Below are 21,380 nucleotides of genomic sequence, written 5' to 3'. Positions count from 1 at the left end.
CAAAATCACTTCATAATTCATTTAAGATTCAGTAAATTTGTGCAACTATTTTTGTAAAATTATGTTGTATCAAAGAAGTAGCGCATTATTCAAAGACGCGCAAGAATATATTCCAGGAGGTGTAAATTCTCCTGTTCGTGCATTTAAATCTGTTGGAGGAACGCCAATTTTTATCAAAAAAGCCGAAGGTGCTTATATTTATGATGAAGATGGACGTGCTTACGTAGATTACATCAATTCTTGGGGACCAATGATTATTGGACACACAGATCCGCGTGTTTTGAATGCGACTGTTGAGCAGATGAAAAATGGTTTTTCTTTTGGTACACCAACTGAATTGGAAACTGAAATTGCAAAATTAATTACTTCTGTAGTTCCAAACATCGATATGGTTCGTATGGTGAACTCAGGTACAGAAGCTTGTATGTCGTCAATTCGTTTGGCAAGAGGTTATACAAATCGTGATAAAATTGTAAAGTTTGAAGGTTGTTACCATGGACATTCAGATTCATTTTTGATTAAAGCTGGTTCTGGTGCTGCAACTTTCGGAAATCCAAATTCTCCGGGTGTAACACAAGGAACTGCAAAAGATACGTTGTTGGCAGAATACAATAATTTGGAAGATGTAAAAGCTTTATTCGAACAAAATAAAGACGAAATTGCAGCTATTATTGTTGAGCCAATTGCAGGAAACATGGGATGTATTGTTCCAGAAAAAGGTTTCTTAGAAGGATTAAGACAAATTTGTGATGAAAATGGAGCTTTATTAATTTTTGATGAAGTAATGACAGGTTTCCGTCAAGCGATGGGAGGTTCTCAAGAACGTTTAAACATCAATGCAGATATTGTAACATTTGGTAAAGTAATTGGCGGAGGTTTCCCTGTTGGTGCTTTTGCTGCTCGTCGCGAAATCATGAATCACCTTGCTCCTCTTGGCCCTGTTTATCAAGCGGGAACATTATCAGGAAATCCAATTGCTATGCGTGCTGGTATCACAACATTGAATATTATCAATAATGATAGAGCATTATTCAATAGAATTGATAACGCTACAGAAACTTTAGATGTTGAAATTTCTAAAATCTTTGCAGAAAAAGGAATTCCAAATCATATCAATCGTTTAGGGTCGATGATGTCTGTTTTCTTTACAGAGCAAACGGAAATTAAAAACTTTACAGATGTGACCAAATGTAACCACGAAAGATTCAACAAATTTTTCCATCATTTATTAACGAACGAAGTTTACATTGCTCCTTCTGGATACGAAACTTGGTTTATTTCTGATGCAATTAAAGATGCTGAAATTAATAAAACATTAGACGCTGTAAGAAGCTTCGAAGGTTAAACATAAACAAAAAATGCAGTAGAAAAACTACTGCATTTTTTTATTCTATTTTGGAACTACATTTTTGCGTCCATCAATTTTTCTGTTTTATCAGGTGATTTGCCCATTTTAATAACAAACGCTTTGTTTGAATTATAATTTTTCGGAAGTAAAATATCGTAATAGGTATTTTTATCTAAATCGAAACCAATTCTGAAATAATTCAACTAAAGTCAAAAAAACATAAATCAAAAATTGATAACTATACAAATCAATGAAATTATTATATTTACTAAAATTCATAATGATATGATTACAAATTACTTTAAACTACTACTTGCATCTAGTATAATTCTTATTAATTTTGGATGTAAAGATGATGATGGTTTTTCGGAAGAAGATGTAGTTGAGACTTATAATATTGTGTCCTATAAAGCTAATATCCCAGTTGATTTAAACAATGATAAAAAAACATCAACTAATTTGTTGGATGAAATTGAAATTCTTAATAAACAAGAGAACTTTTTAGAAGTTAGACCTAAAGTAAAATTAATCTCCTTTAATTTTCCTCTAACATTAATAAATTATGATTATCCAAGTATACCAAGCGGTTATGCAGATTTTGTAAAATATGGATTTGTAACATCTACAACATTATCGGATAAAGTAATGGTTATAAAAGATAGTAGTTATACAGAAAGCAACTATACTGGTAACAAGGAAAATAAAAAAAATGTTTCTATTGAAAATTTAAAAATTATAGACTACAATCGTCTATCTACAAATATTACAAAGTCATATTATGATTTTAGCACCAAACAATGGATTGAATTGAATATTGAAGTTATTTTTCAAAAAAGAATATAAAAAAAGCTCGAGAATTTTCTCGAGCTTTTGTTTAATTATAATCCCCTATATGTTCCATTTCACTTTCGAAACTTAGTACTTTAGTCGCGTATTTTTGCAAACTTTTTTGTTTAATTTCTGATAAAAAATTATTCTTGAATTTATCTAAAGTCAATTCATCATTCACAAATAATTGCAAAGAATAAGAAACCGCCCCAGGTTCTATATGAGAAGTTATTTTTCCTAAACGAGCACCGATAAAACAATTTGATTTCAAATAATCATTAATATGCTCTTTCTGAATCCACGCAAACCAATCATCATGCACTTCTTGTTCAACAATAAAAGTTGTATTATATAATATCATTCTCTAATTTTTTGCAAAGATACAAAGGTTTTCGCATTATATTTTTCTTGAAAAAGAAAGTCTAATCAAGATTTTATTTTTAAATTTACCTATTATTCATAACAAACAAAAATGAACAATACGCAACAATTTATACAAGAGAATAAACAACGTTTTCTTGATGAATTAATCGAATTACTTAAAATTCCTTCAGTTAGTGCTGATCCAGCCTACACACAAGACGTAAATGATGCTGCCGAGATGGTTGCAAAATATTTAAAAGAAGCAGGTGCTGATAATGTTGAAGTATGCGAAACAGAAGGTTTTCCTGTTGTTTACGGAGAAAAAATAGTTGACGCTTCAAAACCTACTGTTTTAGTTTACGGACATTACGATGTACAACCAGCTGATCCTTTAGAATTATGGGAATCTGGACCATACGAGCCAGTAATCAAAAAGACAGAAATTCATCCTGACGGAGCAATTTTTGCTCGTGGTTCTGCTGATGATAAAGGTCAAATGTTTATGCACGTTAAAGCTTTTGAGGCTTTAAACAAATCAAACGAATTACCTTGTAACGTTAAATTTATGATCGAAGGTGAAGAAGAAGTTGGTTCTCCTTCATTAGTAAATTTCGTTAAAAACAATAAAGAGAAATTAAAAAATGATGTGATTTTGATTTCTGATACTTCTATGATTTCAAACGAACAACCTTCTATTTCTGTTGGTTTACGTGGTTTATCTTATGTAGAAGTTGAGGTAAAAGGAGCTAATCGCGATATGCACTCTGGTGTTTATGGTGGAGCTGTTCCTAATCCGATTAATGTTTTAGCAACAATGATTGGAAAATTAATCAATGAAAAAGGTCACATTACAATTCCAGGTTTCTATGAACCAATTCTTGAATTAACAGAAGACGAAAGAGCTGATTTAGCTAAAATTCCATTTGATGTAGAAGAATACAAGAAATCTATTGGTATTGCTGATATCCAAGGAGAAGAAGGTTTTTCTACAATCGAAAGAGCTTCTATTCGTCCTACTTTAGATGTAAACGGAATTTGGGGAGGATATATTGGCGAAGGTGCTAAAACAGTTATTCCTTCTCATGCGTATGCTAAAATTTCAATGCGTTTGGTTCCTGGACAAGATCCAGAAGTTGTAACAAAACAATTTGCAGATTATTTCCCAACTTTAGCGCCTTCTTCTGTAGAAGTTAAAGTAAAACCACATCATGGAGGTAAACCTTATATTTTACCAACTAATCACCCAGGTTTTATCGCTGCTAAAAAAGCGTTAGCTGAAACTTTTGAAAAAGAAGCGTTAGCCGAAAGAGCTGGTGGATCTATTCCAATTGTTGCTTTATTCGAAGAAGAATTAGGAACAAAATCTGTTTTAATGGGATTCGGATTAAACTCTGACGTTATCCACTCTCCAAACGAACATTATGGTTTATTCAATTTCTACAAAGGAATCGAAACTATTCCATATTTCTACAAATATTTTAACGAACAATAATTTTCGACAAAATAACTTCTAAAAAGCGAATCAAATTGATTCGCTTTTCTTTTTGGTTTATAGTAGAATGATTAATTTTGAACTTTATTTTTATCAATGAGTAAAAAATTCTTAATTGCGGGTGCAGGAATTGCGGGTTTAACTTTAGCAAAAGCTTTGCAAGATTTAAATTATAACTACGAAATTTTCGAGGCTTCTCCAGAGGTTCGAGGAATTGGGGCTGGTTTTGGTTTGGCTTCTAATGCAATGAAAGCATTTGAAATTCTAGGTTTAGCAGAAGAGGTTGCGCCTTTGGGGCATATGTTAGAAGATTTTGAAATTCAAGATTGGAAAGAAAAAACAATTCTGAAAGCGGACACAGAACGATTAAGAAAAAATTACAACAACGAAAATTTTGCCATTCATCGTGCAGATTTACATCATTATTTAGTCTCGAAAATTGATTCGAATAAAATTAAAACGTCAAAAAAAATAAAATTCTTTGAACAAAGTTTTGAGAAAGTTGTCCTTCATTTTGAAGATGGAACTTCTACAGAAGGTGATTATTTAATTGGTGCTGATGGGATAAATTCTACAATTCGTCAACAATTGTTAAAACATTCAACACCTCGTTATGCAGGCTATATTTGTTGGCGTGCTATTGTAGAGGATAAATCTTACAATTCAAAAAAGAGCATCGAAACATGGGGACCAAATGGTCGATTTGGTTTGACGCCATTAATCAATCATCAAATTTATTGGTATGCTTGTGTCAATACAAAACTAAATTCTGAAGTTTACAACTACGCTTTAAGTGATATTAAAAATCAGTTCAAAGATTATTCGGGACAAATCAGAAATACTTTACAAAAAACGAATCCAGAAAGCATCATTGCTACGCCAATTATGGATATAAAACCGATTAATAATTATGCATTTAATCGTGTATTGTTAATTGGAGATGCAGCACATGCAACCACACCAAACATGGGGCAAGGCGCATGCATGGCTGTTGAAGATGTTTGTGTTTTGTATGATGAACTAATCAAAAAAGATACTGATATTTTGTTAGCTTTTGAACATTATAATTTACGTCGTTTGAAACGAACACATTATATTATCGATACTTCTCGTTTGGCTGGAAAAGTTGCTCAAGTCGACAATAAATTTTTGATGAATATACGAAATTTTGCTTTCCGAAATTTACCACAATCTTTGATGCAAAGTCCTTTAGAAGACTTGTTGGAAGAAGATTTTATGAGAGTTTAGGATTATGCAAAACGAATTTTGTAGTGTTTCTTAACGTATATTTCTTGTTGACATAAGAAGTTAACAAATCTCCAAAACTCATATCACGAGTTTCTCTTTGATTAGTTGAAAATAATTTCACAATCTTAATCAAATATTTATTTAAGTCAATCAAATCAAAAGTAAATTCTTTTATCAACCAAAATAGAAAATATAACGGAAGAAAAACTATATTTAAGACAACTTGGAATCCATTCGCTAATTCTCCTTCTGACAAAAAATGTTTTGAATAATCAAATTTAGAAAAATCAATATCATATTTTTCTATAAACGCTATCAAAAGTGATTCATTATCTAATCCTGATAAAAATAAATCTTTCTCAATCAGAACATCAACATTTTCAACTTTTTCTTTTGTTGTTTTTTCTAGAAAATTTTTGACTTCTATATACGATTGTCTCAAAGTTGCGAAATCAACATGTAAAATCTGTTTTTCTTCCATAATCACCTACTTCAACAGCACATTATCTTCTAATTCTTGCTTCGAAATCTGAAAATGTTTATCAAATTCTTGTTCAAAAGATTCTAAATCCATTGTAATTTCCCAATCACCAAATTCATTTTCAAACAAATCAGTCATATGTTCTTTTAAATCATCTAATTTTTGTTGAATAAATTCATTTTGCTGAATATCTTCTGCATCTTTCTTATCTAATACAACTTGTTGATTAATTTTTCTAAGAATCAAAGCATTAATAAATTCTTCATGTGTATTCATAAAATCCTCAATCGTACCTGTAAATTGTGTCATTTTTAATATTTTTTCCTATCACTTTTCGAGAATAAATATAGAACTATTTTATTAACAAACAATTAAATTTAAGATTTCTATAAATGAGTTTTAACATAAGAATTAACGTCTACTAATTATTGAAATTGGTTGTTTTGAGATAAATTTGAATATAAAAATATTGAAAAAATGGAAAACTTTAAACTATCAAACGGGATCGAAATTCCTGCAATTGGATTTGGAACATGGTTATTGGAAGGTGAAAAAGTTATAGAACCTCTAAAAATTGCATTAACAAAAGGATATACACATATTGACACGGCAGCAATCTACAAAAATGAAAAAGAAATTGGAACAGTTTTGAAAGCTGAAAATGTAGATCGTAGTAAATTATTCATTACATCTAAATGTTGGAATTCTGAGCGTGGATACGAAAAAGCAATGGCTGCATTTGAGCAAACTTTAGCTGATTTACAGACAGATTATTTGGATTTATATTTGATTCATTGGCCAGCAAATGAAACGCAATTTCCTGATACTTGGGCAGAATTGAATGCTGGAACTTGGCAAGCTTTTGAGGAAATTTACAAATCTGGAAAAGCAAAAGCGATTGGTGTGAGTAATTTCAATATCAATCATTTGGAAGCTTTATTTGAAACGGCTGAAATCAAACCAATGGTTAATCAAATTGAGATTCATCCAGGACATTCGCAACCAGAATTAGTCGATTTTTGTAGACAAAACGATTTGTTAGTTGAAGCATGGAGTCCGCTAGGTTCTGGAAGAATTTTGGAGAACGAATTAATTGTTTCTTTGGCTGATAAATACAATGTTTCAGTTGGTCAGATTTGTATTAATTATTGTTTGGCGAAAGAAATTTTACCACTTCCTCGCTCCTCTTCAGAAAAAAATATTGAAGCGAATTTAACTTCAAATAATTTTAAATTAAGTGTAGAAGATGTAAAAGCGATAGATGAAATGCCAGCTGATGGTTTTTCTGGATTGAATCCTTCAATGGTTGAATTTTAACAAGTTAAACAAATTCACTAAAATAAATTTTAAAAACCTCTGTTTTGCAGAGGTTTTTTCGTTTTAAATCTTCAAAAAATCAATACTTTTACTTTTTAAATGATAAAAAAAATTATTCGATATGAGCCAAAATCCTGAAAATCCATTCAAAACTTATTTTGATCAAACCCTTGAAAGATGTGGTTTTGATGAAGATTTGAAAGCTGGTATTTTATTTTTTTTAGGTGAAAGTATTATTGCTGCGAACACCAATCAATTGATGAATATGTTTGCGGAAGAAGAAAAGATTCAACAAGAATTTCGTCGTTTGTTTACGTTGTATGCTACGCCAAATGCTGACATCAATCCGTTTGAAGCTTTGGATACAGAACCAATAAAGCAAATTATTTATACATACAACGAAATTTATGTCAATGTAATTAGAAATAAATCATTTGATTTTGATAAAGTTATCAATGATAATTTAAAGTCAGAGTTTAAGTTAGATTTTATTAAAGAATTTGAAAATAAACAATATAAATTAGTTACAAATCATAACTTAAATACATCATTTTTCAAACAAATTGGAGCGTATCTTAATCAGTTTGAATTGAGTTATGAGGATATTTATTTGGCTGGAATTAATTATTATCAAACGAATCAGAAAGTAGATTTTGAAGGAATAAATGTATTGAATCTAAACATTATTGATAGTTTTTCACCGTTGTACACAACATTGTTTCATTATCCATTATTGTACACGTATTATCCAGCGAATCTGAACGCAAATCATTTGTTTAGTTCGATTTTGCAGTTTCTTTATTTACATACCAACACGGATATTGCGAAACATATTCACGCTTTTCACAACCATATTTTCTATGAAAATAATCCAAGAAGAGTTCGTAAAGGTTGGGAATTCGAAGAATTGGAACGTGGCGTTTTGATTTCGCAAACTTTTCATAATGCGTTAAATATTCGTAAGTCTCCTATTTTCGGAACTCGTCCTGATTTTTTAGCTTCGAATAATTATTTATTAAATGAATTGAAAGATCAAAATATTCCGTTAGAGAATTTTAAGGCCTTGATGACCAAAACAATTGAAGAATATTACGAAGCAGATATTGAAGAAGTAGTTGCTGGAAAGCTAAATCATGCTGAATTTTTACAATTATTAGCGATTATTTTCTACGAAACTTCTGCTAATGCAATGATTATTAGATCATGGAAAAACTAACAATTAATCAAGAAAATCGAATCAAATTAGAAGAACATTTTGGCGAAATTTTGCCAAGATTGCCTTTTGAAATGGTTTCATTTTATGAATCGAGTAATTCGTGGGAAGGACAAATTGAATATAATTTGAATTTGAACACGGGAGAATTGACGTACAATACCATCGAAAATGTAAAACATCAAATCGAAATTTTGCCTGAAATGATGCAACGTATCGAAAGTGAAATTATCTTGATGTTAGAGAATTTATAAACTAATATTTTAAAATCTTTTTCTCGATACAAAATTCTAAAAGAATTTCACTAGAAATGACGATTTTAATAAAAAGTAACATTATAAGTTAATTAAAATCTCACAAATGTGAGATTTTTTTTACCTATTCATCCAATCCATCCAAGCATTAATCTGTGTTTTACTAATAAAAATAGCTTGTTCAGCTTCGGATTTTGGTTGAAGATGGATTTCAATTTTTTGACTTGAATATCTTATTATTTCAGTAATTGCATCAATGTGAACAATAAATTTTCGATTGATTTTGAAGAAAATAGTTTCATCCAATTTATTTATAATATCCTTTATTGTATCATCATAAATATAGGTTTGTTCATCTTTCGTTTTTATAAAAAGATGTTTTCCCGAAGCAAAAAAATAAGCAATTTCGTGTTCTTCTACCGAACGTAATTTGTTACCATTCGTTACCAAAAAACGATGCATAATCTCGGACGGTGAATTTTCTAAAACAGCTATCGATTGTAATGTTGGTGAAATATCAAAACTAGTTCGAATAGTCTTGAATTTTTGCAATGCAATATGCAACTCCTCTACTTCAAAGGGTTTCAGAATATAATCTATCGTAAAATGCTTGAAAACTTTCATCGCATATTCATCATAAGCAGTGATAAAAATAATTGGCGTTAGAATCTCAACTTCCTGAAAAATCTCGAAACTTTTCCCATCACCCAAATGAATATCCATGAAGATTAAATCAACCGAATTATCTCTAAAAAACTCCGTTGCTTGCTTTGTTGAGCGCAAAATTGTAATTGAAGAAATATCAACAATCGATTGCTCCTCTAACAGATTTTTTAGATAAGTAACCGCCAATAATTCGTCCTCTACAATTGCAATTTTCATGAATGCAAAAGTATAAAAAAACCGTCTAAATGATGAATAAAGACGGTCTAAAAATGTTATAAATGAGGATTATTGAGCTTAGCTGCTTGTGGAATTTCTATTGTATAACGAACATCATTTTCTTGTAAAATATACTCTTTACCTGAAATTTGATGTATAATTTGTTTTTGATTTGCTCGACGTAAATCGTACCAACGTTGTCCTTCTAACGCAAATTCTCTAAAACGTTCATCTAAAATAAACTTCATCAATTCAGTAGAATTCATCGCAGAAATTTCTGTTTGTAATTTTGCAAAACCAGTTGCTGTATAACGATTTTGTAAAACTGAAAATAAAGTTGCTTTTGCTTGATCTAACTTATTTAATTTCAAATATGATTCAGCTTTGATAAAATATAATTCAGCTACGCGGAAAGACGTTTTGAACTCTGAATTTCCACCTTTGATAACTTTATATTTTGATCCACTTTTCTCAAAATAAAGCGGAAAACGTAGATCATTTTCTGTATCATAACTACTTAACAGTTCTGGTGAAGCATATGACATATACTGAATTGCAGGATTCAATGTATTGTCTAAAGCTAAAATAGATTCGGCAGATGTATAATGATTTGGAACTTGTTTTGTTGTGTTCAGATTCACTAAATCACCTTTGATTTTTAATGTAGAATCAGAAAAATCAATTGCTTTTTGCCATTCATTTTTATACAAAGCGATTCTTGCTTCTAAAGCTTTTAAAGCTGCATTCGAGAATCTATAATTTAATCCAGCTAATTGCTGATTCATTTTCATCAACTTTGTCGCTTGCAATAAATCAGACTCAATATGATTATAAACTTCTTGAACAGATGATGGTTTAAGCGTTGCTTCTAAATCTACTTTTAAATTTAGAGGAACACCTTTGTCTGTACTTGCTGTTGCTGAATTATATGGTTTTCCGTATAAATTCACCAAATCAAAATACGCATACGCACGTAACGCATAAGCTTCTGCTAATAATTGATCTTTTTCAGCAGAGTTTTCCATTGTTTTTGGTCCTTCGTTGATGATTTGATTGGCATAAAAAATCACCGTATAAAAACTAACCCAAGGAAATTGAATTGATATTTGATCTGGATTTGTATCCTTCCATTGTGCAATTTCTCGGTACGAAATAAAGTCATTTGAGTATTCATTCAATGTAACCTCATCCGTACGTAAAGCTGTCAACGACTTGTGTGTTGGATATTTTGAATAAGAATTCGTTAAAACCATACGGTAATCTTCTACCGTTTTTGGAATCACTTTTCCATCTGGTTCAATATCCAAGTAATTGTCACAACTAACTGCTGTAAAGCTAACTGCAACTATGCTTAATAATAAAAATATTTTTTTCATTTGATTTAAAATTTAGAAAGAAACATTAAGTCCTACTGTTACAGATTTAGCAATTGGTTGTGCATAAATATTTCCGTAAGTTTCTGGATCAAAATAACCTTTGTATCCATTACTAAATACAAATAAATTACGTCCTTCTAAGCTAAAACGAGCGCTTTTGAAACCGACAACCTCAACATATTTGTTTGGTAAAGTATAACCAAGACGAATACTACTGATTCGCATATAACTAATTTCTTTCGCCCAAATGTCTAATAAATTGTACGCGTTTGCATTGTTTCCTGCAAACCATTTGTTCGCCATCCAACTATCGTTATCTCCTTTAATTGGACTTGTAATTCCTGGAAGTGTAGAACCTGCCTCGAAAATATCTTGCGTATAATTACGACCTGGATCCAATTCCATTCCACGATAAGAAGGTGTTTTCATCACCGTTTGTTTTAAATTGAATGCTGCAGAAATCGTTAAATCAAAATTGTGAATTTTGAAATTATTGATAATACCTCCTGTAAATTTAGGATCGCGATCTCCGATATAAGTAAATAATTTACGTTTTTCTTCGCTTGTTAATTTAGAATCCACAATTTCTCCTGGTAAAAAATCTTCGTATAAGTCATATAAAGCAAAGAATTCTTTTGCAGAAACTTTTTCATCTCCTTTCCAAAACATTGGATTTCCGTATTCGTCAAATCCAGCTGTTTTTAAAGCAAAAATTGCATTTACAGGTAAACCTTCACGAGATGGAATTAAACTATTTTCACGTTGTTGCTCTTTAAGAACTTTACTTTTGTTGTGCGCAAAATTAATTGTTGTCGACCATTTAAAGTTTTTCTTATCAATGTTGCGAGTTGTTAAAGCAATCTCGAAACCTTTGTTTGTTAATTCTCCCCAATTCACCATTGTATATTCAAAACCTGTTTCTAATGGTGTTTCGCGCATACTAATCATATCTGTTCCTTTACGATTGTAAACATCAACAGCAAGGTTGATACGATTTTTGAAAAGACCTAAATCTAACCCAACATTTGTATTCGTTGTTTTTTCCCAACGCAACAAATCATTTGGTAAATTAATCGCATTGATAATATCTTCTTTATTACCTGGTAAAATTGTTGCATCATTATATTCACCAATAAAGAAAGGTGAAGTATTACGATCAATATTTCCTTGTAAACCATAAGAAGCGCGTAAACGAAGATTCGAAATAAAATCGATGTTCTCCATAAACGATTCTTTTGAAACTAACCAAGAAGCAGAAACTGCCCAAATTGGTAAGTATTTATATTTTTTATTAACACCGAATAAATTTGTACCATCATAACGAACACTACCAAAAACTGTATATTTTCTGTCTAATGTATACGAAGCGGTTGCAAATGTAGATACATAAGCATTTTCTTCCGTTGGCATTTCTCTATACGTTTCGTAACGTTTTTCTGCTGCAAAACTTGAATTTGGGAAAACGATTGGCGTTCCTGTTTTCGTCGTTTTATTGTAACCAAAAGCACGTGTTAAAGTCGTTTCGTTTTGTGTATGACGAATTTCTGTCCCAGCCATCAAATCAATTTCGTGACGATTGTTAATCGTAGTACTATATGTTCCTTGTAACTTCCAGTTATATTGAAAAAATTCGTTATCCCAATTTTGTTTAACTCCTCCGTCAGGTAAGAAATACAAATATTGTCCAGATTTATAATAACGCGTTCCTTCTTTCATTTTACGCGTAAAATAAGTTTCTTGCTCAGCGTATTTTTCTGTTTTGTTACTATCGTACTGAATTCCGAATTGAGATGTTAATTTTAAACCTTTTGCTAATTGATAATTAAGATCAATAATACCTTTTAACGAACGGTTTTTTAATGTATAATTTGTGTTTTCTCTTTCTTCGATAAAATTGAATGGAACAGAACGATCTTCAAATCCATCAATATCGTTGTCATAACGATAAGAACCATCTGCATTGAATGGAGATAAATATGGATTCGCATTTCGTGAATAATTAATCGGATTGATAGACGCATCTGCATCTGTTACAAAAGATTTTTTATCACTTGAAGTTGCAAAAATAGAAATCCCTACATCTAATTTATCGTTAAGTTTATAATTGTTTTTTAAAGTAAGATTATAACGTTCAAAACCTGTTCCGATCGTTGTTCCTTGCTCATCATAATATCCTAATGAGAAGTAATAATCAGAACGATCATTTCCTCCTGAAATACTCAAACCGTATTGTGTATTAATTGCATTACGATACAATAATTTTCCCCAATCGGTTGTGTTATTTCGTAAAGAATTAATTTGATTTTGCGTGATAAGATCTAAAGAATTAAAACCTCCATTTCGTAAAGCATTTAATTGACCATTCTTTTGCAAAATTCGCATTACTTCGCCTTTATCAGTACGATACGTTAAATCATCGCGACTAGCAAGCATTAATTCAAGATCAACTTTCTGAGAAGCATTTAGTAAATTTAAACGACCAAAATCTGGACGAGCTGTTACAAATGTATTCGCAGAAAAATTAACCGTCATAGCGCCTTTTTTACCGCGTTTTGTTGTAATCGAAATTACACCATTTGCAGCTCTTGCACCATAAATAGCTGTTGCAGCAGCATCTTTAAGGATTGTAATATCTTCGATATCGTTTGGATTTAATCCAGCGATAGAAAAGTTTTGCAATTGATCGATGTTATCTTTATCGTTAAAGTTTGGCACATCATTTCCTTCTAATGGTAAACCATCAATCACCCATAACGGATCTTGTGGACCAGAAAGAGAAGCCGTACCACGAATTCTAATTTTACTTGGTGAACCAGGCGAACCAGTTTCTGTAGAAACAGCTACACCAGCAATTTGTCCGCTTAACAATTGATCAACACTAGCAACACCAGCTTGTTGAATATCATCCATTTTTACAGTTGATACTGCCGATGTTAGTTTCCGTTTTTCAATTTTTTGATAACCTGTAACAACAACTTCTTTTAAATCATTATTTTCTGGAAGAACTTCACCTAAAGTTGATTTTAAGCTTACATGATATGTTGATAAATCTGTAGAAAGTTCAACTAATTTAGAATCGTAACCTAAATAACTAATTAATACAGATTTTGTACCTGCAGGTACTTCTAATGAAAAGAAACCATCTTCATCTGTAACAGTACCAACCGTTACACTTTCTATAATTCCTTTTTGATCTGTTTTTGTCGAAATTGATTGAGCTTCAATTTTAACAGACGCACCAGCAATTCCAACCAACGATTTTTCGTCTTGAACCGAACCTGTAATCACTCTCTTTTCTTGAGAAAACGCAATACTTGCCGCAAAAAGTGGCAAAAGAATGAGTGTCTTTTTCATTTCTATATCTTACTTTAAAGCTTCTTTAATACGAATAATTAAATCAGCATAATGCGCTTTTGTAGACGCATCTCCATTATTCTTTTTCTTGTTTAACAAAGTCAAAACACGTTGCAATTCTGCTCTTTTATAGGTTGTCACTTCCGACACTCTTTTCATAGAAGAATAGTTAATGTTACGCGCCATTTTTTCTTCGTCTAAATAATTACAGATAGTTGGTACTTGTAGGTTTTGGTCAATTGTAAGTCCTGCTACAGTTGTTTTTTCAAATAATTTGTTTGTTGAAACGATTAAGGCATCAACGTAATTTTTTTGAGTCATTTTTTCAAGAATAGTTAAGTTTGATTTTTTATCAAAAGCTGCACTTCTTACTTGATCAAATAAATTTTCAACTGTATAAATTTTTTCATTAGATTTTAATTCTTGGTGTTTCAATTCATTTTCTAACATGCGCAATAAGCGATCGTCAGTAAATAAATTATAAATCAATCCATATTGCATTTCTCTCGCTAATGTATACGGCGTTTGCTCGTAAGGTCCCATTGGCGAATTTTTGATTGCATACGTTTTATCTAAAATATCATTAAAGAATAACCATTTTGGTAATTGAATCACATTTTCGTTTAAATAATTAACTGCTTTACGTTGCATATCTGCAGGAACTGGTTCGTATGCTTTTTTATCAATTCCGAAATAAGTGTTGTTTAAATAAATCCCACCAACATTTGCTAAAACATGATTAGAATATAAATCCCACTGCCCTATTGTTTGGTAATAAAGTTTCCCTGTGTTGATATAGCTTTTTCCATCTTCGTACGTCCATTTCAAGATATTTTCTGAAACACGTTTTAGATTTTTCATTCCATATTCACTTGCCAAAACAGCATCATCACCTAAATCTTCTGATTGAGAACGCGGATCAATTGTACTTAAATAGCTTTGTTGTTCACCATAAAAATACATTGGATCATCTTCGTGCTTTTCAATCATTTTACGAAGCGATGCTTTTTCTGTTTCTTGATTTGGAAACCAACGATATCCCCATTCGATTGCATATTTATCATACAAACCGATTTTTGGCGTAATTGCTGTAACACCATCTTCTGGCTGTGCCACATAATTATAACGCGCATAATCCATAATAGACGGTGCAGTTCCACCCATTTTATCTGTAAATTCTTTCGAACGTAAAGATTCTACTGGATAAGAAAAAGAAGCGCCCATATTATGTTTCAGACCAAATGTATGTCCTACTTCATGAGAAGACACAAAACGAATTGCTTCTCCCATGTGTTCATCACTAAATTTATTTCCTCTTGCTTTTGGATCAATTGGACCTGTTTGAATACGCATCCAATCATGCAAAGAAGTCATTACATTGTGCCACCAAATAATATCCGCCTCTAAAATTTCACCACTACGCGGATCAACCACAGAAGGTCCCATTGCATTTGACTTTGGTGAAGCTGCATACGTAATTACTGAGTAACGTACATCATCAATATCAAAATCTTTGTCATCAGCAGTTGGTTCTTTTGCTATAATCGCATTTTTGAAACCAGCTTGCTCAAAAGCAACTTGCCAATCGTGTACACCAGCAATAATTTTTTGGCGCCATTGTTTTGGTGTCGAAGGATCGATGTAATAAATAATTGGTTTCTTAGGTTCTACTAATTCACCTTTTAGATATTTTTCCTTATCCTCGTCTTTTGGTTCCAAACGCCATTTTGTAATAAAGCGTTGATCTTCCATTTTGTGTTGAGCATCATTAAAAAACCAATGTTTTTCTGTGAAATATCCCACACGATTATCTGCTAACCTAGGTTGCATAGGAGTTGTCGAAAGTAAAACAATATTACTTGTAACACCTAAGGTAACAGCCAAATCTACCCCTCCTTCATTTACACTTGTCGTTAACTGAGACTTAACCACAATGTTTTCTGGAAATGTTTTCACATTTTCCACATACGATAGATTTGCCTTTACCGAACCTCCTAAACCTATGTTCGTTAATACATCATTAAAACTTTTTTGATTTCCATCAAAAATTTTGTTCACTTTAATCGCAACAGCTGTAGAATCATTATTTTGAGCTTCTATATCAAAAACCTCAATAATCGATTCTGAGAAATTATCCTTTACAGAAGCTGTGATTGCGTCATTTTTAGGTGAAGAAACTTGTGGAACAATTGTTTTGACCCACACTTTTTTAGCTACTTTATCATGATAAAAAGAAATCACTTTGTTTTCGTAATTCATTCCTTTGTTCAAGCCCGCTTCGTTAACTTCCATTGGAACTTGAGACAATTTATTCACAACCAAAAATTGGCGTCCAAATAAACTATCTGGAATTTCGAAATAGATATCAGTTTTTACTTGAATGGTATTAAACAAACCTTTCTTGTAGCTTCCTTTCTTGATTAATTCATCTATTTTTTTAACTTTCGTTACAGTAGAATCCTTTTTCTCTGTTTTATCTTTTTCAGCTTTTTTATCCTCTTTCTTTTGTCCATAAACAACAGCCGAAGACATTGCCAAACCAAGATATAGTGCTAATTTATAATTCTTTCTTTCCTTATTATGACTCATTCGAACATTAAATTATCATTAATTATGGCATAAACTTAAGCGCAGTTTTCTTATAATAATAGTTTTTTGGAGTGAGTGGTTAGTTTTTTGGAGTGAATGGATATTTTGGTTCGATATAAGGTAAAAAACAAATAAATTCTTCATTTTCTACTTTTGTTGAGAAATTATCAATTTGATAAAAATGATAGATTTTTTGTAAATAGTTTAAACCAAATTTCTCATTTTCTGTCGCTTTATTTTTTTTCTGAAAAGTATTTTTGACGATAATCAAATCAGATTTTACAACAATATTTATAGTCAAAGGTTGATCAATTGTAGCAATATTATGTTTTATTGCATTTTCTACAACAATCTGTAATGCCAAATATGGAATGTTTTTTTCTAAGCTTTTCGAATCTTCGATTTGTAAATCAAAAATCAATTCTTCCGAAAATCTACTTTTATGCAAATCCATGTATTGTGCAATAAAATCTAATTCCTTTTTTACAAGCACTATATTTTCCTTTGGCGGAACAATAAGATATCGGTAAATTTTAGAAAGATTCATCGTGAATTTCTGCGCATTCTCTTTGTTCAAACCAATTAACATATAAAGTGAATTCAACGAATTGAATAAAAAATGTGGATTAATCTGATTCTTTAATTGTTGTAATTGCGTTAGAGTATTCGCATTTTTAATCTTTTCATTTTCAATTGATAACCTATTTTTTTCTTCGATTACAAACGCTTTTTCCTTGTATGTTTTAGATGTTATTTTATTGAATAACAAAAAGATAATGATAATTAAAAAAACAGTTCCTAAGAAAATAAAACCTACATAAAATTTAGTTCGTTCTACATTTTCATCAATGATATAACTCAAATGATTCACGACAATATATCCATCAAAATTCTTGGTGTGTAAAGGTTTTATAAAACGTTTGATATCCGTATCTTTTATAAACTCGGACGAAGCATCATTCAACGTATATAAATCTTGCGAAAAATTAGAATTAATTGTGCTCGTTATCGTATCGCTTGGCTGAATATCTGTAAAATCGAAAACATTTTTCCCAATAAATTTTTCATTAGGATGCGTAATACAAATTCCATCTTTATTGAAAACATACATATAATTGGACGAAGTTGCATCTACTGTCGTAAAAAAATTATACAAATCAAACAGATTAATCGTCGAACCGTAATACATATTTTGTCCATTAGACAACTTGATAGAATCGTAATTTACCCAATACAATGTATCCTTATAATCCAACAAAAAATTATCAATCTGTTGATTTTTTGTAGTATATATCGATTGAAATTCTTTAATATTTGGTTGATTGATAGCTTTTGAAAGGGTTGATTCATCAGGAAAATGATTTGTTTCTAAAGAATGAATAGAAAACCAATCATGGCGAATTAACTTTCGATTTGAATTTAATTCATTCAAAACCAAAAAATGATCTGCTACATTTTTTTCACTTGTCTTTTTAACAACTTTTTTTAAAACTTCTTGATATTCTTCGATGTTTTTAAACTCAAATTCAACTGCTTCATATTTCCTCAAAAAACTTTTTTTGACAAACTCATCATTATTTTTTTGACTTTCTTTATTAATTAAAAAACTCAATATAACAAGAGCAAAAACAGCAATAACACTTACAATAAGCGCTATAACATAAATGGATTTATTAGATAAATGGACTCGAAATCGAAAAGACAAACTATTTTTTTTGCAAAACTAAGGGAAGCTTTTTAATCAAAAAAATAAGAGAACATTTATCATAAAATGATAATTTTCAAATATTTGACAATATTATATAAACTAAAATCTCCCAAAAGGGAGATTTTTTTATCTTTTTAATCTTATAAGCGTCATTTAGAACTTAACATTAAAACAATTCGATTAAAGCTTGACGAATCGTATCATAAATATAATTTAGATCATCAGTCGAAATACAATAAGGAGGAACTAAATAGATGATATTTCCTAATGGACGCAATAATACAACTTTCTCTAAAAAGAAAGAATACAGCTTTTCTTACATATCACTAAAATAAGATATTTGTTCGTCTTTATTCCATTCCAACGCCAACATAGTTCCTCATTGTCTTATCACTTTTACTTTAGGATGATCTTGAATAGACGTAACAAAATGTTGATGTACAATATTTGCTATTTGCTGTTGTGTAGAAGTCTGTAATAACAAATCAAGACTTGCTAACGCAGCGGTACACGCTAATGGACTTGCGGTAAAAGAATGCCCGTGAAATAACGTCTTATTCAAATCATCTGCATAAAAGGCTTGGTAAATTTCGTCTGTACAAGTTGTAACGCCCAAAGGCAAAGTACCACCTGTTAAACCTTTCGAAAAACACATAATATCTGGAACTTCTGTCAAATGATTTGCTGTAAATAATTTACCTGTACGACCAAATCCTACAAAAATCTCGTCTTGAATCATTAAAATATGATGTGTTCTACAACACCTCATCAATTGATCTAAGTATTCAGCCTCATGCATCAACATCCCCGAAGCTCCTTGAACCAAAGGTTCGTAAATAAAACACGCCACTTTAGGTGCAACTTCTTTTATTTGTGCTTTAATTGCTTCTATATTTTCTGCATTCGGCGTATCAATAAATATAACATCAAAAAGCTTTTCACTAAAAGGTTCTGTCCAAATTCCTCTTCCACTCACCGACATCGCGCCAAAAATATCGCCATGATAAGCATTTTTGAACGCTAAAATCACAGGTCTATCTTCTTTTTTATTGAAATGATATTGTAAACACATTTTTAGTGCTACCTCAATCGCTGTTGATCCATTGTCGCTATAAAATGCATTCTTTTGATTTTGAGATAAAAGAGCCAACAAACGTTCAGACAATTCAATTGCAGGTCGATGCGTAAATCCTGCAAAAATAACATGTTCCAAAGTTGTTAGCTGTTCGTGCATTTTTTGTGCAATATACGGATGCGCATGTCCATGCAGCGTTACCCACCACGATGAAACCTCATTAATATATTGTTTGTTATTTTCATCGTAAATTTAACTTCCTTCTCCTCTTACAATTGCAATAATATTATTGGCTTTTTTCATCTGCGTATAAGGATGCCAATTCACCAACTGATCGCGTTCTTTTAATGTGTACATGTCTGAGTTGTTTCTTGTTTAACCATTGGTACTAAACCTAAATTTTCAAACATTTTCATATCCTCTGTTACCCCAGGATTAGGCGTCACCAATAAAGTTTCACGCTCTCCTGTAAAAATCGAATTCGCTCCAGCCATAAAACACCAAGCTTGTTCAACTTCCGTCATTTCTATTCGACCAGCACTTAACCGAACAACCGAAGAAGGCATCACAATACGAGCTGTAGCAATCATACGAACCATATCCCAAATATCTACTTTCGGATTATTTTCTAAAGGTGTTCCTTTTACTCTTGCTAAAGCATTTACAGGTACAGATTCTGGATGTTTTAGCATTGTTGCCAAAGTTAATAGCATAGAAATTCGATCTTGATGCGTTTCTCCTAAGCCAATAATTCCACCCGAACAAACTGTAACCCCAGCCTTTCGCACATTTTGTATCGTATTGACTCGATTATCAAATTTACGTGTAGAAATAATCTCATCATAATAAGCTTCGGAAGTATCTAAATTATGATTATAAGCGTGTAAACCTGCTTCTTGCAAACGAATTGCCTGCTCTTCTGTCAACATTCCTAATGTACAACACACTTCTAATCCCAACTCATTTACACCTTTCACCATTTCGATTATTCGATCAAAATCTCGATTATTTCGTACTTCTCTCCAAGCAGCTGCCATGCAAAAACGTGATGAGCCAGCTTCTTTTGCTTTCTTTGCATGTGCTAATACTGTTGCTGTTGGTAACAAAGCTTCTACTTTAATATCGGTATGGTAGCGCGCTGCTTGTCCGCAATATGAGCAATCCTCGGGACAACCACCTGTTTTTACAGATAACAAGGTGCATACTTGTACTTCTCTTGCGTTGTGCCATTCTCGATGTGTTTTGGATGCATGATATACTAAATCTAATAATGGTTGATGATAGATTTTTTCGATTTCTTCTTTCGTCCAATCATGGCGTGTTTCGTTTGATACTTTCATTGTATTTAAATATTAAATTGATACTTAATTGTTTTTTGCTATATTTCTCACTTCGCTTGAGTTTATTGAATTGAGTTTTGGTATAATGATGATAGAAATATCCGGACTACTGGGAGATTAAACTGCTGAATAAGATCAATCATAAAATCTTCTTCATTAATAGGAACAAATAATCCGCCTGCTCCTTCAACAATAAGAGAATTGGTTGTTTTGGGAAGTTCAAAATCATTTAGATTGATTTCAATATCTTCTTCTTTTGCAGATTGATGTAGCGAAGCGGCTTTTTGCAAACAATAACGTTCTTGATGAATTTTCAGTTCTAGAGAAGTTAACGATTTTGCCAACAAACTATCTGATGAATCTAAATCTCCCAATTGTATTGGTTTGCAATAATCAGCTTGTAAAACTTCAGTTAAAATTGCTGAAACAATCGTTTTCCCAGCTCCTGTCCCAATTCCTGTAACAAATAATTGTTTAGACATTTTCTTTTATCTTTTCCATTAATTGATTAA

General features: G+C 31.4%; 17 protein-coding genes and 1 pseudogene. 7 read left to right on the top strand and 11 right to left on the bottom strand.

Annotation, left to right across the window (positions count from 1 at the left end):
- Positions 1–61 precede the first annotated feature (61 nt).
- Both hemL and B4L98_RS11990 read left to right on the top strand, forming a co-directional pair.
- Positions 62–1,345 carry a glutamate-1-semialdehyde 2,1-aminomutase gene (gene hemL, locus B4L98_RS11995; protein WP_125349521.1) on the top strand — a complete coding sequence of 428 codons (1,284 nt, stop codon included), beginning with the start codon at positions 62–64 and terminating at the stop codon, positions 1,343–1,345.
- Positions 1,346–1,633: 288 nt separating this feature from the next.
- Positions 1,634–2,191: a hypothetical protein gene (locus B4L98_RS11990; RefSeq protein ID WP_291048342.1), complete on the top strand. Its 558-nt coding sequence runs from the start codon at positions 1,634–1,636 to the stop codon at positions 2,189–2,191.
- Between the two features lie 31 nt (positions 2,192–2,222).
- Here B4L98_RS11990 and B4L98_RS11985 read toward each other — a convergent pair whose 3' ends face one another.
- Positions 2,223–2,537 (bottom strand): DUF4286 family protein, encoded by a 315-nt coding sequence (locus B4L98_RS11985; RefSeq protein ID WP_284583689.1) that lies wholly within the window; start codon positions 2,535–2,537, stop codon positions 2,223–2,225.
- Between the two features lie 111 nt (positions 2,538–2,648).
- On the opposite strand from B4L98_RS11985, the gene B4L98_RS11980 reads away from it, so the two are divergent.
- Both B4L98_RS11980 and B4L98_RS11975 read left to right on the top strand, forming a co-directional pair.
- Positions 2,649–4,031: a dipeptidase gene (locus tag B4L98_RS11980; RefSeq protein WP_038334410.1), complete on the top strand. Its 1,383-nt coding sequence runs from the start codon at positions 2,649–2,651 to the stop codon at positions 4,029–4,031.
- A 96-nt stretch (positions 4,032–4,127) separates the two neighbouring features.
- Positions 4,128–5,279, top strand: coding sequence for an FAD-dependent monooxygenase (locus B4L98_RS11975; protein WP_286494860.1), 1,152 nt, complete (start codon positions 4,128–4,130; stop codon positions 5,277–5,279).
- On the opposite strand, the gene B4L98_RS11970 is transcribed toward B4L98_RS11975, so the two are convergent.
- On the bottom strand, positions 5,266–5,760 hold the full coding sequence (locus B4L98_RS11970) for a hypothetical protein (protein WP_286494861.1): 495 nt from the start codon (positions 5,758–5,760) through the stop codon (positions 5,266–5,268). The genes B4L98_RS11975 and B4L98_RS11970 overlap by 14 nt on opposite strands.
- A 6-nt stretch (positions 5,761–5,766) precedes the next feature.
- Positions 5,767–6,069 carry a hypothetical protein gene (locus tag B4L98_RS11965; protein ID WP_221856190.1) on the bottom strand — a complete coding sequence of 101 codons (303 nt, stop codon included), beginning with the start codon at positions 6,067–6,069 and terminating at the stop codon, positions 5,767–5,769.
- A 168-nt stretch (positions 6,070–6,237) separates the two neighbouring features.
- Here B4L98_RS11965 and B4L98_RS11960 point away from each other — a divergent pair, with 168 nt between their 5' ends.
- The 3 genes from B4L98_RS11960 to B4L98_RS11950 all read left to right on the top strand — a co-directional run bounded on the left by B4L98_RS11960 (position 6,238) and on the right by B4L98_RS11950 (position 8,544).
- Positions 6,238–7,077, top strand: a complete 840-nt coding sequence (locus B4L98_RS11960; protein WP_286494862.1) for an aldo/keto reductase — start codon at positions 6,238–6,240, stop codon at positions 7,075–7,077.
- Positions 7,078–7,198: 121 nt separating this feature from the next.
- Complete coding sequence (locus tag B4L98_RS11955; RefSeq protein WP_221856186.1) at positions 7,199–8,293, top strand: hypothetical protein; 1,095 nt, start codon at positions 7,199–7,201, stop codon at positions 8,291–8,293.
- Positions 8,281–8,544: a hypothetical protein gene (locus B4L98_RS11950; RefSeq protein WP_125349508.1), complete on the top strand. Its 264-nt coding sequence runs from the start codon at positions 8,281–8,283 to the stop codon at positions 8,542–8,544. Before B4L98_RS11955 ends, B4L98_RS11950 begins: the two co-directional genes overlap by 13 nt.
- 120 nt (positions 8,545–8,664) lie before the next feature.
- Here B4L98_RS11950 and B4L98_RS11945 read toward each other — a convergent pair whose 3' ends face one another.
- The 8 genes and pseudogenes from B4L98_RS11945 to bioD all read right to left on the bottom strand — a co-directional run bounded on the left by B4L98_RS11945 (position 8,665) and on the right by bioD (position 21,350).
- On the bottom strand, positions 8,665–9,426 hold the full coding sequence (locus B4L98_RS11945) for a LytR/AlgR family response regulator transcription factor (RefSeq protein WP_286494864.1): 762 nt from the start codon (positions 9,424–9,426) through the stop codon (positions 8,665–8,667).
- A gap of 56 nt (positions 9,427–9,482) precedes the next feature.
- A complete protein-coding gene (locus B4L98_RS11940) occupies positions 9,483–10,802 on the bottom strand; it encodes a RagB/SusD family nutrient uptake outer membrane protein (protein WP_221856182.1) in 1,320 nt (439 codons plus the stop codon).
- A 12-nt stretch (positions 10,803–10,814) separates the two neighbouring features.
- Entirely contained in the window at positions 10,815–14,156 is a 3,342-nt protein-coding gene (locus B4L98_RS11935) for a SusC/RagA family TonB-linked outer membrane protein (protein ID WP_286494865.1), read from the bottom strand.
- A 9-nt stretch (positions 14,157–14,165) separates the two neighbouring features.
- The gene (locus B4L98_RS11930; RefSeq protein ID WP_038335737.1) at positions 14,166–16,745 is read right to left on the bottom strand and encodes a zinc-dependent metalloprotease; all 2,580 of its coding nucleotides are present in this window, start codon (positions 16,743–16,745) and stop codon (positions 14,166–14,168) included.
- A 79-nt stretch (positions 16,746–16,824) separates the two neighbouring features.
- Positions 16,825–18,294, bottom strand: a complete 1,470-nt coding sequence (locus B4L98_RS11925; protein ID WP_286494866.1) for a histidine kinase — start codon at positions 18,292–18,294, stop codon at positions 16,825–16,827.
- 325 nt (positions 18,295–18,619) lie between these two features.
- Positions 18,620–19,885 (bottom strand): annotated as a pseudogene (gene bioA, locus B4L98_RS11920) (adenosylmethionine--8-amino-7-oxononanoate transaminase).
- The gene (gene bioB, locus B4L98_RS11915; RefSeq protein WP_291059944.1) at positions 19,873–20,868 is read right to left on the bottom strand and encodes a biotin synthase BioB; all 996 of its coding nucleotides are present in this window, start codon (positions 20,866–20,868) and stop codon (positions 19,873–19,875) included. Before bioB ends, bioA begins: the two are co-directional and overlap by 13 nt.
- 62 nt (positions 20,869–20,930) lie before the next feature.
- Positions 20,931–21,350 (bottom strand): ATP-dependent dethiobiotin synthetase BioD, encoded by a 420-nt coding sequence (bioD, locus tag B4L98_RS11910; protein WP_291059946.1) that lies wholly within the window; start codon positions 21,348–21,350, stop codon positions 20,931–20,933.
- Positions 21,351–21,380 lie beyond the last annotated feature (30 nt).

Origin of the sequence: Empedobacter sp. UBA5528 (assembly GCF_002426075.1) — a bacterium.
Classification (GTDB): Bacteria; Bacteroidota; Bacteroidia; order Flavobacteriales; family Weeksellaceae; genus Empedobacter; species Empedobacter falsenii_B.
This window is presented reverse-complemented; position numbering and strand designations above follow the sequence as displayed.

Bases quoted from the DNA above. Each gene is read 5' to 3' on its own strand.
- hemL (WP_125349521.1), top strand. From the start codon at position 62: ATGTTGTATCAAAGAAGTAGCGCATTATTCAAAGACGCGCAAGAATAT.
- B4L98_RS11990 (WP_291048342.1), top strand. From the start codon at position 1,634: ATGATTACAAATTACTTTAAACTACTACTTGCATCTAGTATAATTCTT.
- B4L98_RS11985 (WP_284583689.1), bottom strand. From the start codon at position 2,537: ATGATATTATATAATACAACTTTTATTGTTGAACAAGAAGTGCATGAT.
- B4L98_RS11980 (WP_038334410.1), top strand. From the start codon at position 2,649: ATGAACAATACGCAACAATTTATACAAGAGAATAAACAACGTTTTCTT.
- B4L98_RS11975 (WP_286494860.1), top strand. From the start codon at position 4,128: ATGAGTAAAAAATTCTTAATTGCGGGTGCAGGAATTGCGGGTTTAACT.
- B4L98_RS11970 (WP_286494861.1), bottom strand. From the start codon at position 5,760: ATGGAAGAAAAACAGATTTTACATGTTGATTTCGCAACTTTGAGACAA.
- B4L98_RS11965 (WP_221856190.1), bottom strand. From the start codon at position 6,069: ATGACACAATTTACAGGTACGATTGAGGATTTTATGAATACACATGAA.
- B4L98_RS11960 (WP_286494862.1), top strand. From the start codon at position 6,238: ATGGAAAACTTTAAACTATCAAACGGGATCGAAATTCCTGCAATTGGA.
- B4L98_RS11955 (WP_221856186.1), top strand. From the start codon at position 7,199: ATGAGCCAAAATCCTGAAAATCCATTCAAAACTTATTTTGATCAAACC.
- B4L98_RS11950 (WP_125349508.1), top strand. From the start codon at position 8,281: ATGGAAAAACTAACAATTAATCAAGAAAATCGAATCAAATTAGAAGAA.
- B4L98_RS11945 (WP_286494864.1), bottom strand. From the start codon at position 9,426: ATGAAAATTGCAATTGTAGAGGACGAATTATTGGCGGTTACTTATCTA.
- B4L98_RS11940 (WP_221856182.1), bottom strand. From the start codon at position 10,802: ATGAAAAAAATATTTTTATTATTAAGCATAGTTGCAGTTAGCTTTACA.
- B4L98_RS11935 (WP_286494865.1), bottom strand. From the start codon at position 14,156: ATGAAAAAGACACTCATTCTTTTGCCACTTTTTGCGGCAAGTATTGCG.
- B4L98_RS11930 (WP_038335737.1), bottom strand. From the start codon at position 16,745: ATGAGTCATAATAAGGAAAGAAAGAATTATAAATTAGCACTATATCTT.
- bioB (WP_291059944.1), bottom strand. From the start codon at position 20,868: ATGAAAGTATCAAACGAAACACGCCATGATTGGACGAAAGAAGAAATC.
- bioD (WP_291059946.1), bottom strand. From the start codon at position 21,350: ATGTCTAAACAATTATTTGTTACAGGAATTGGGACAGGAGCTGGGAAA.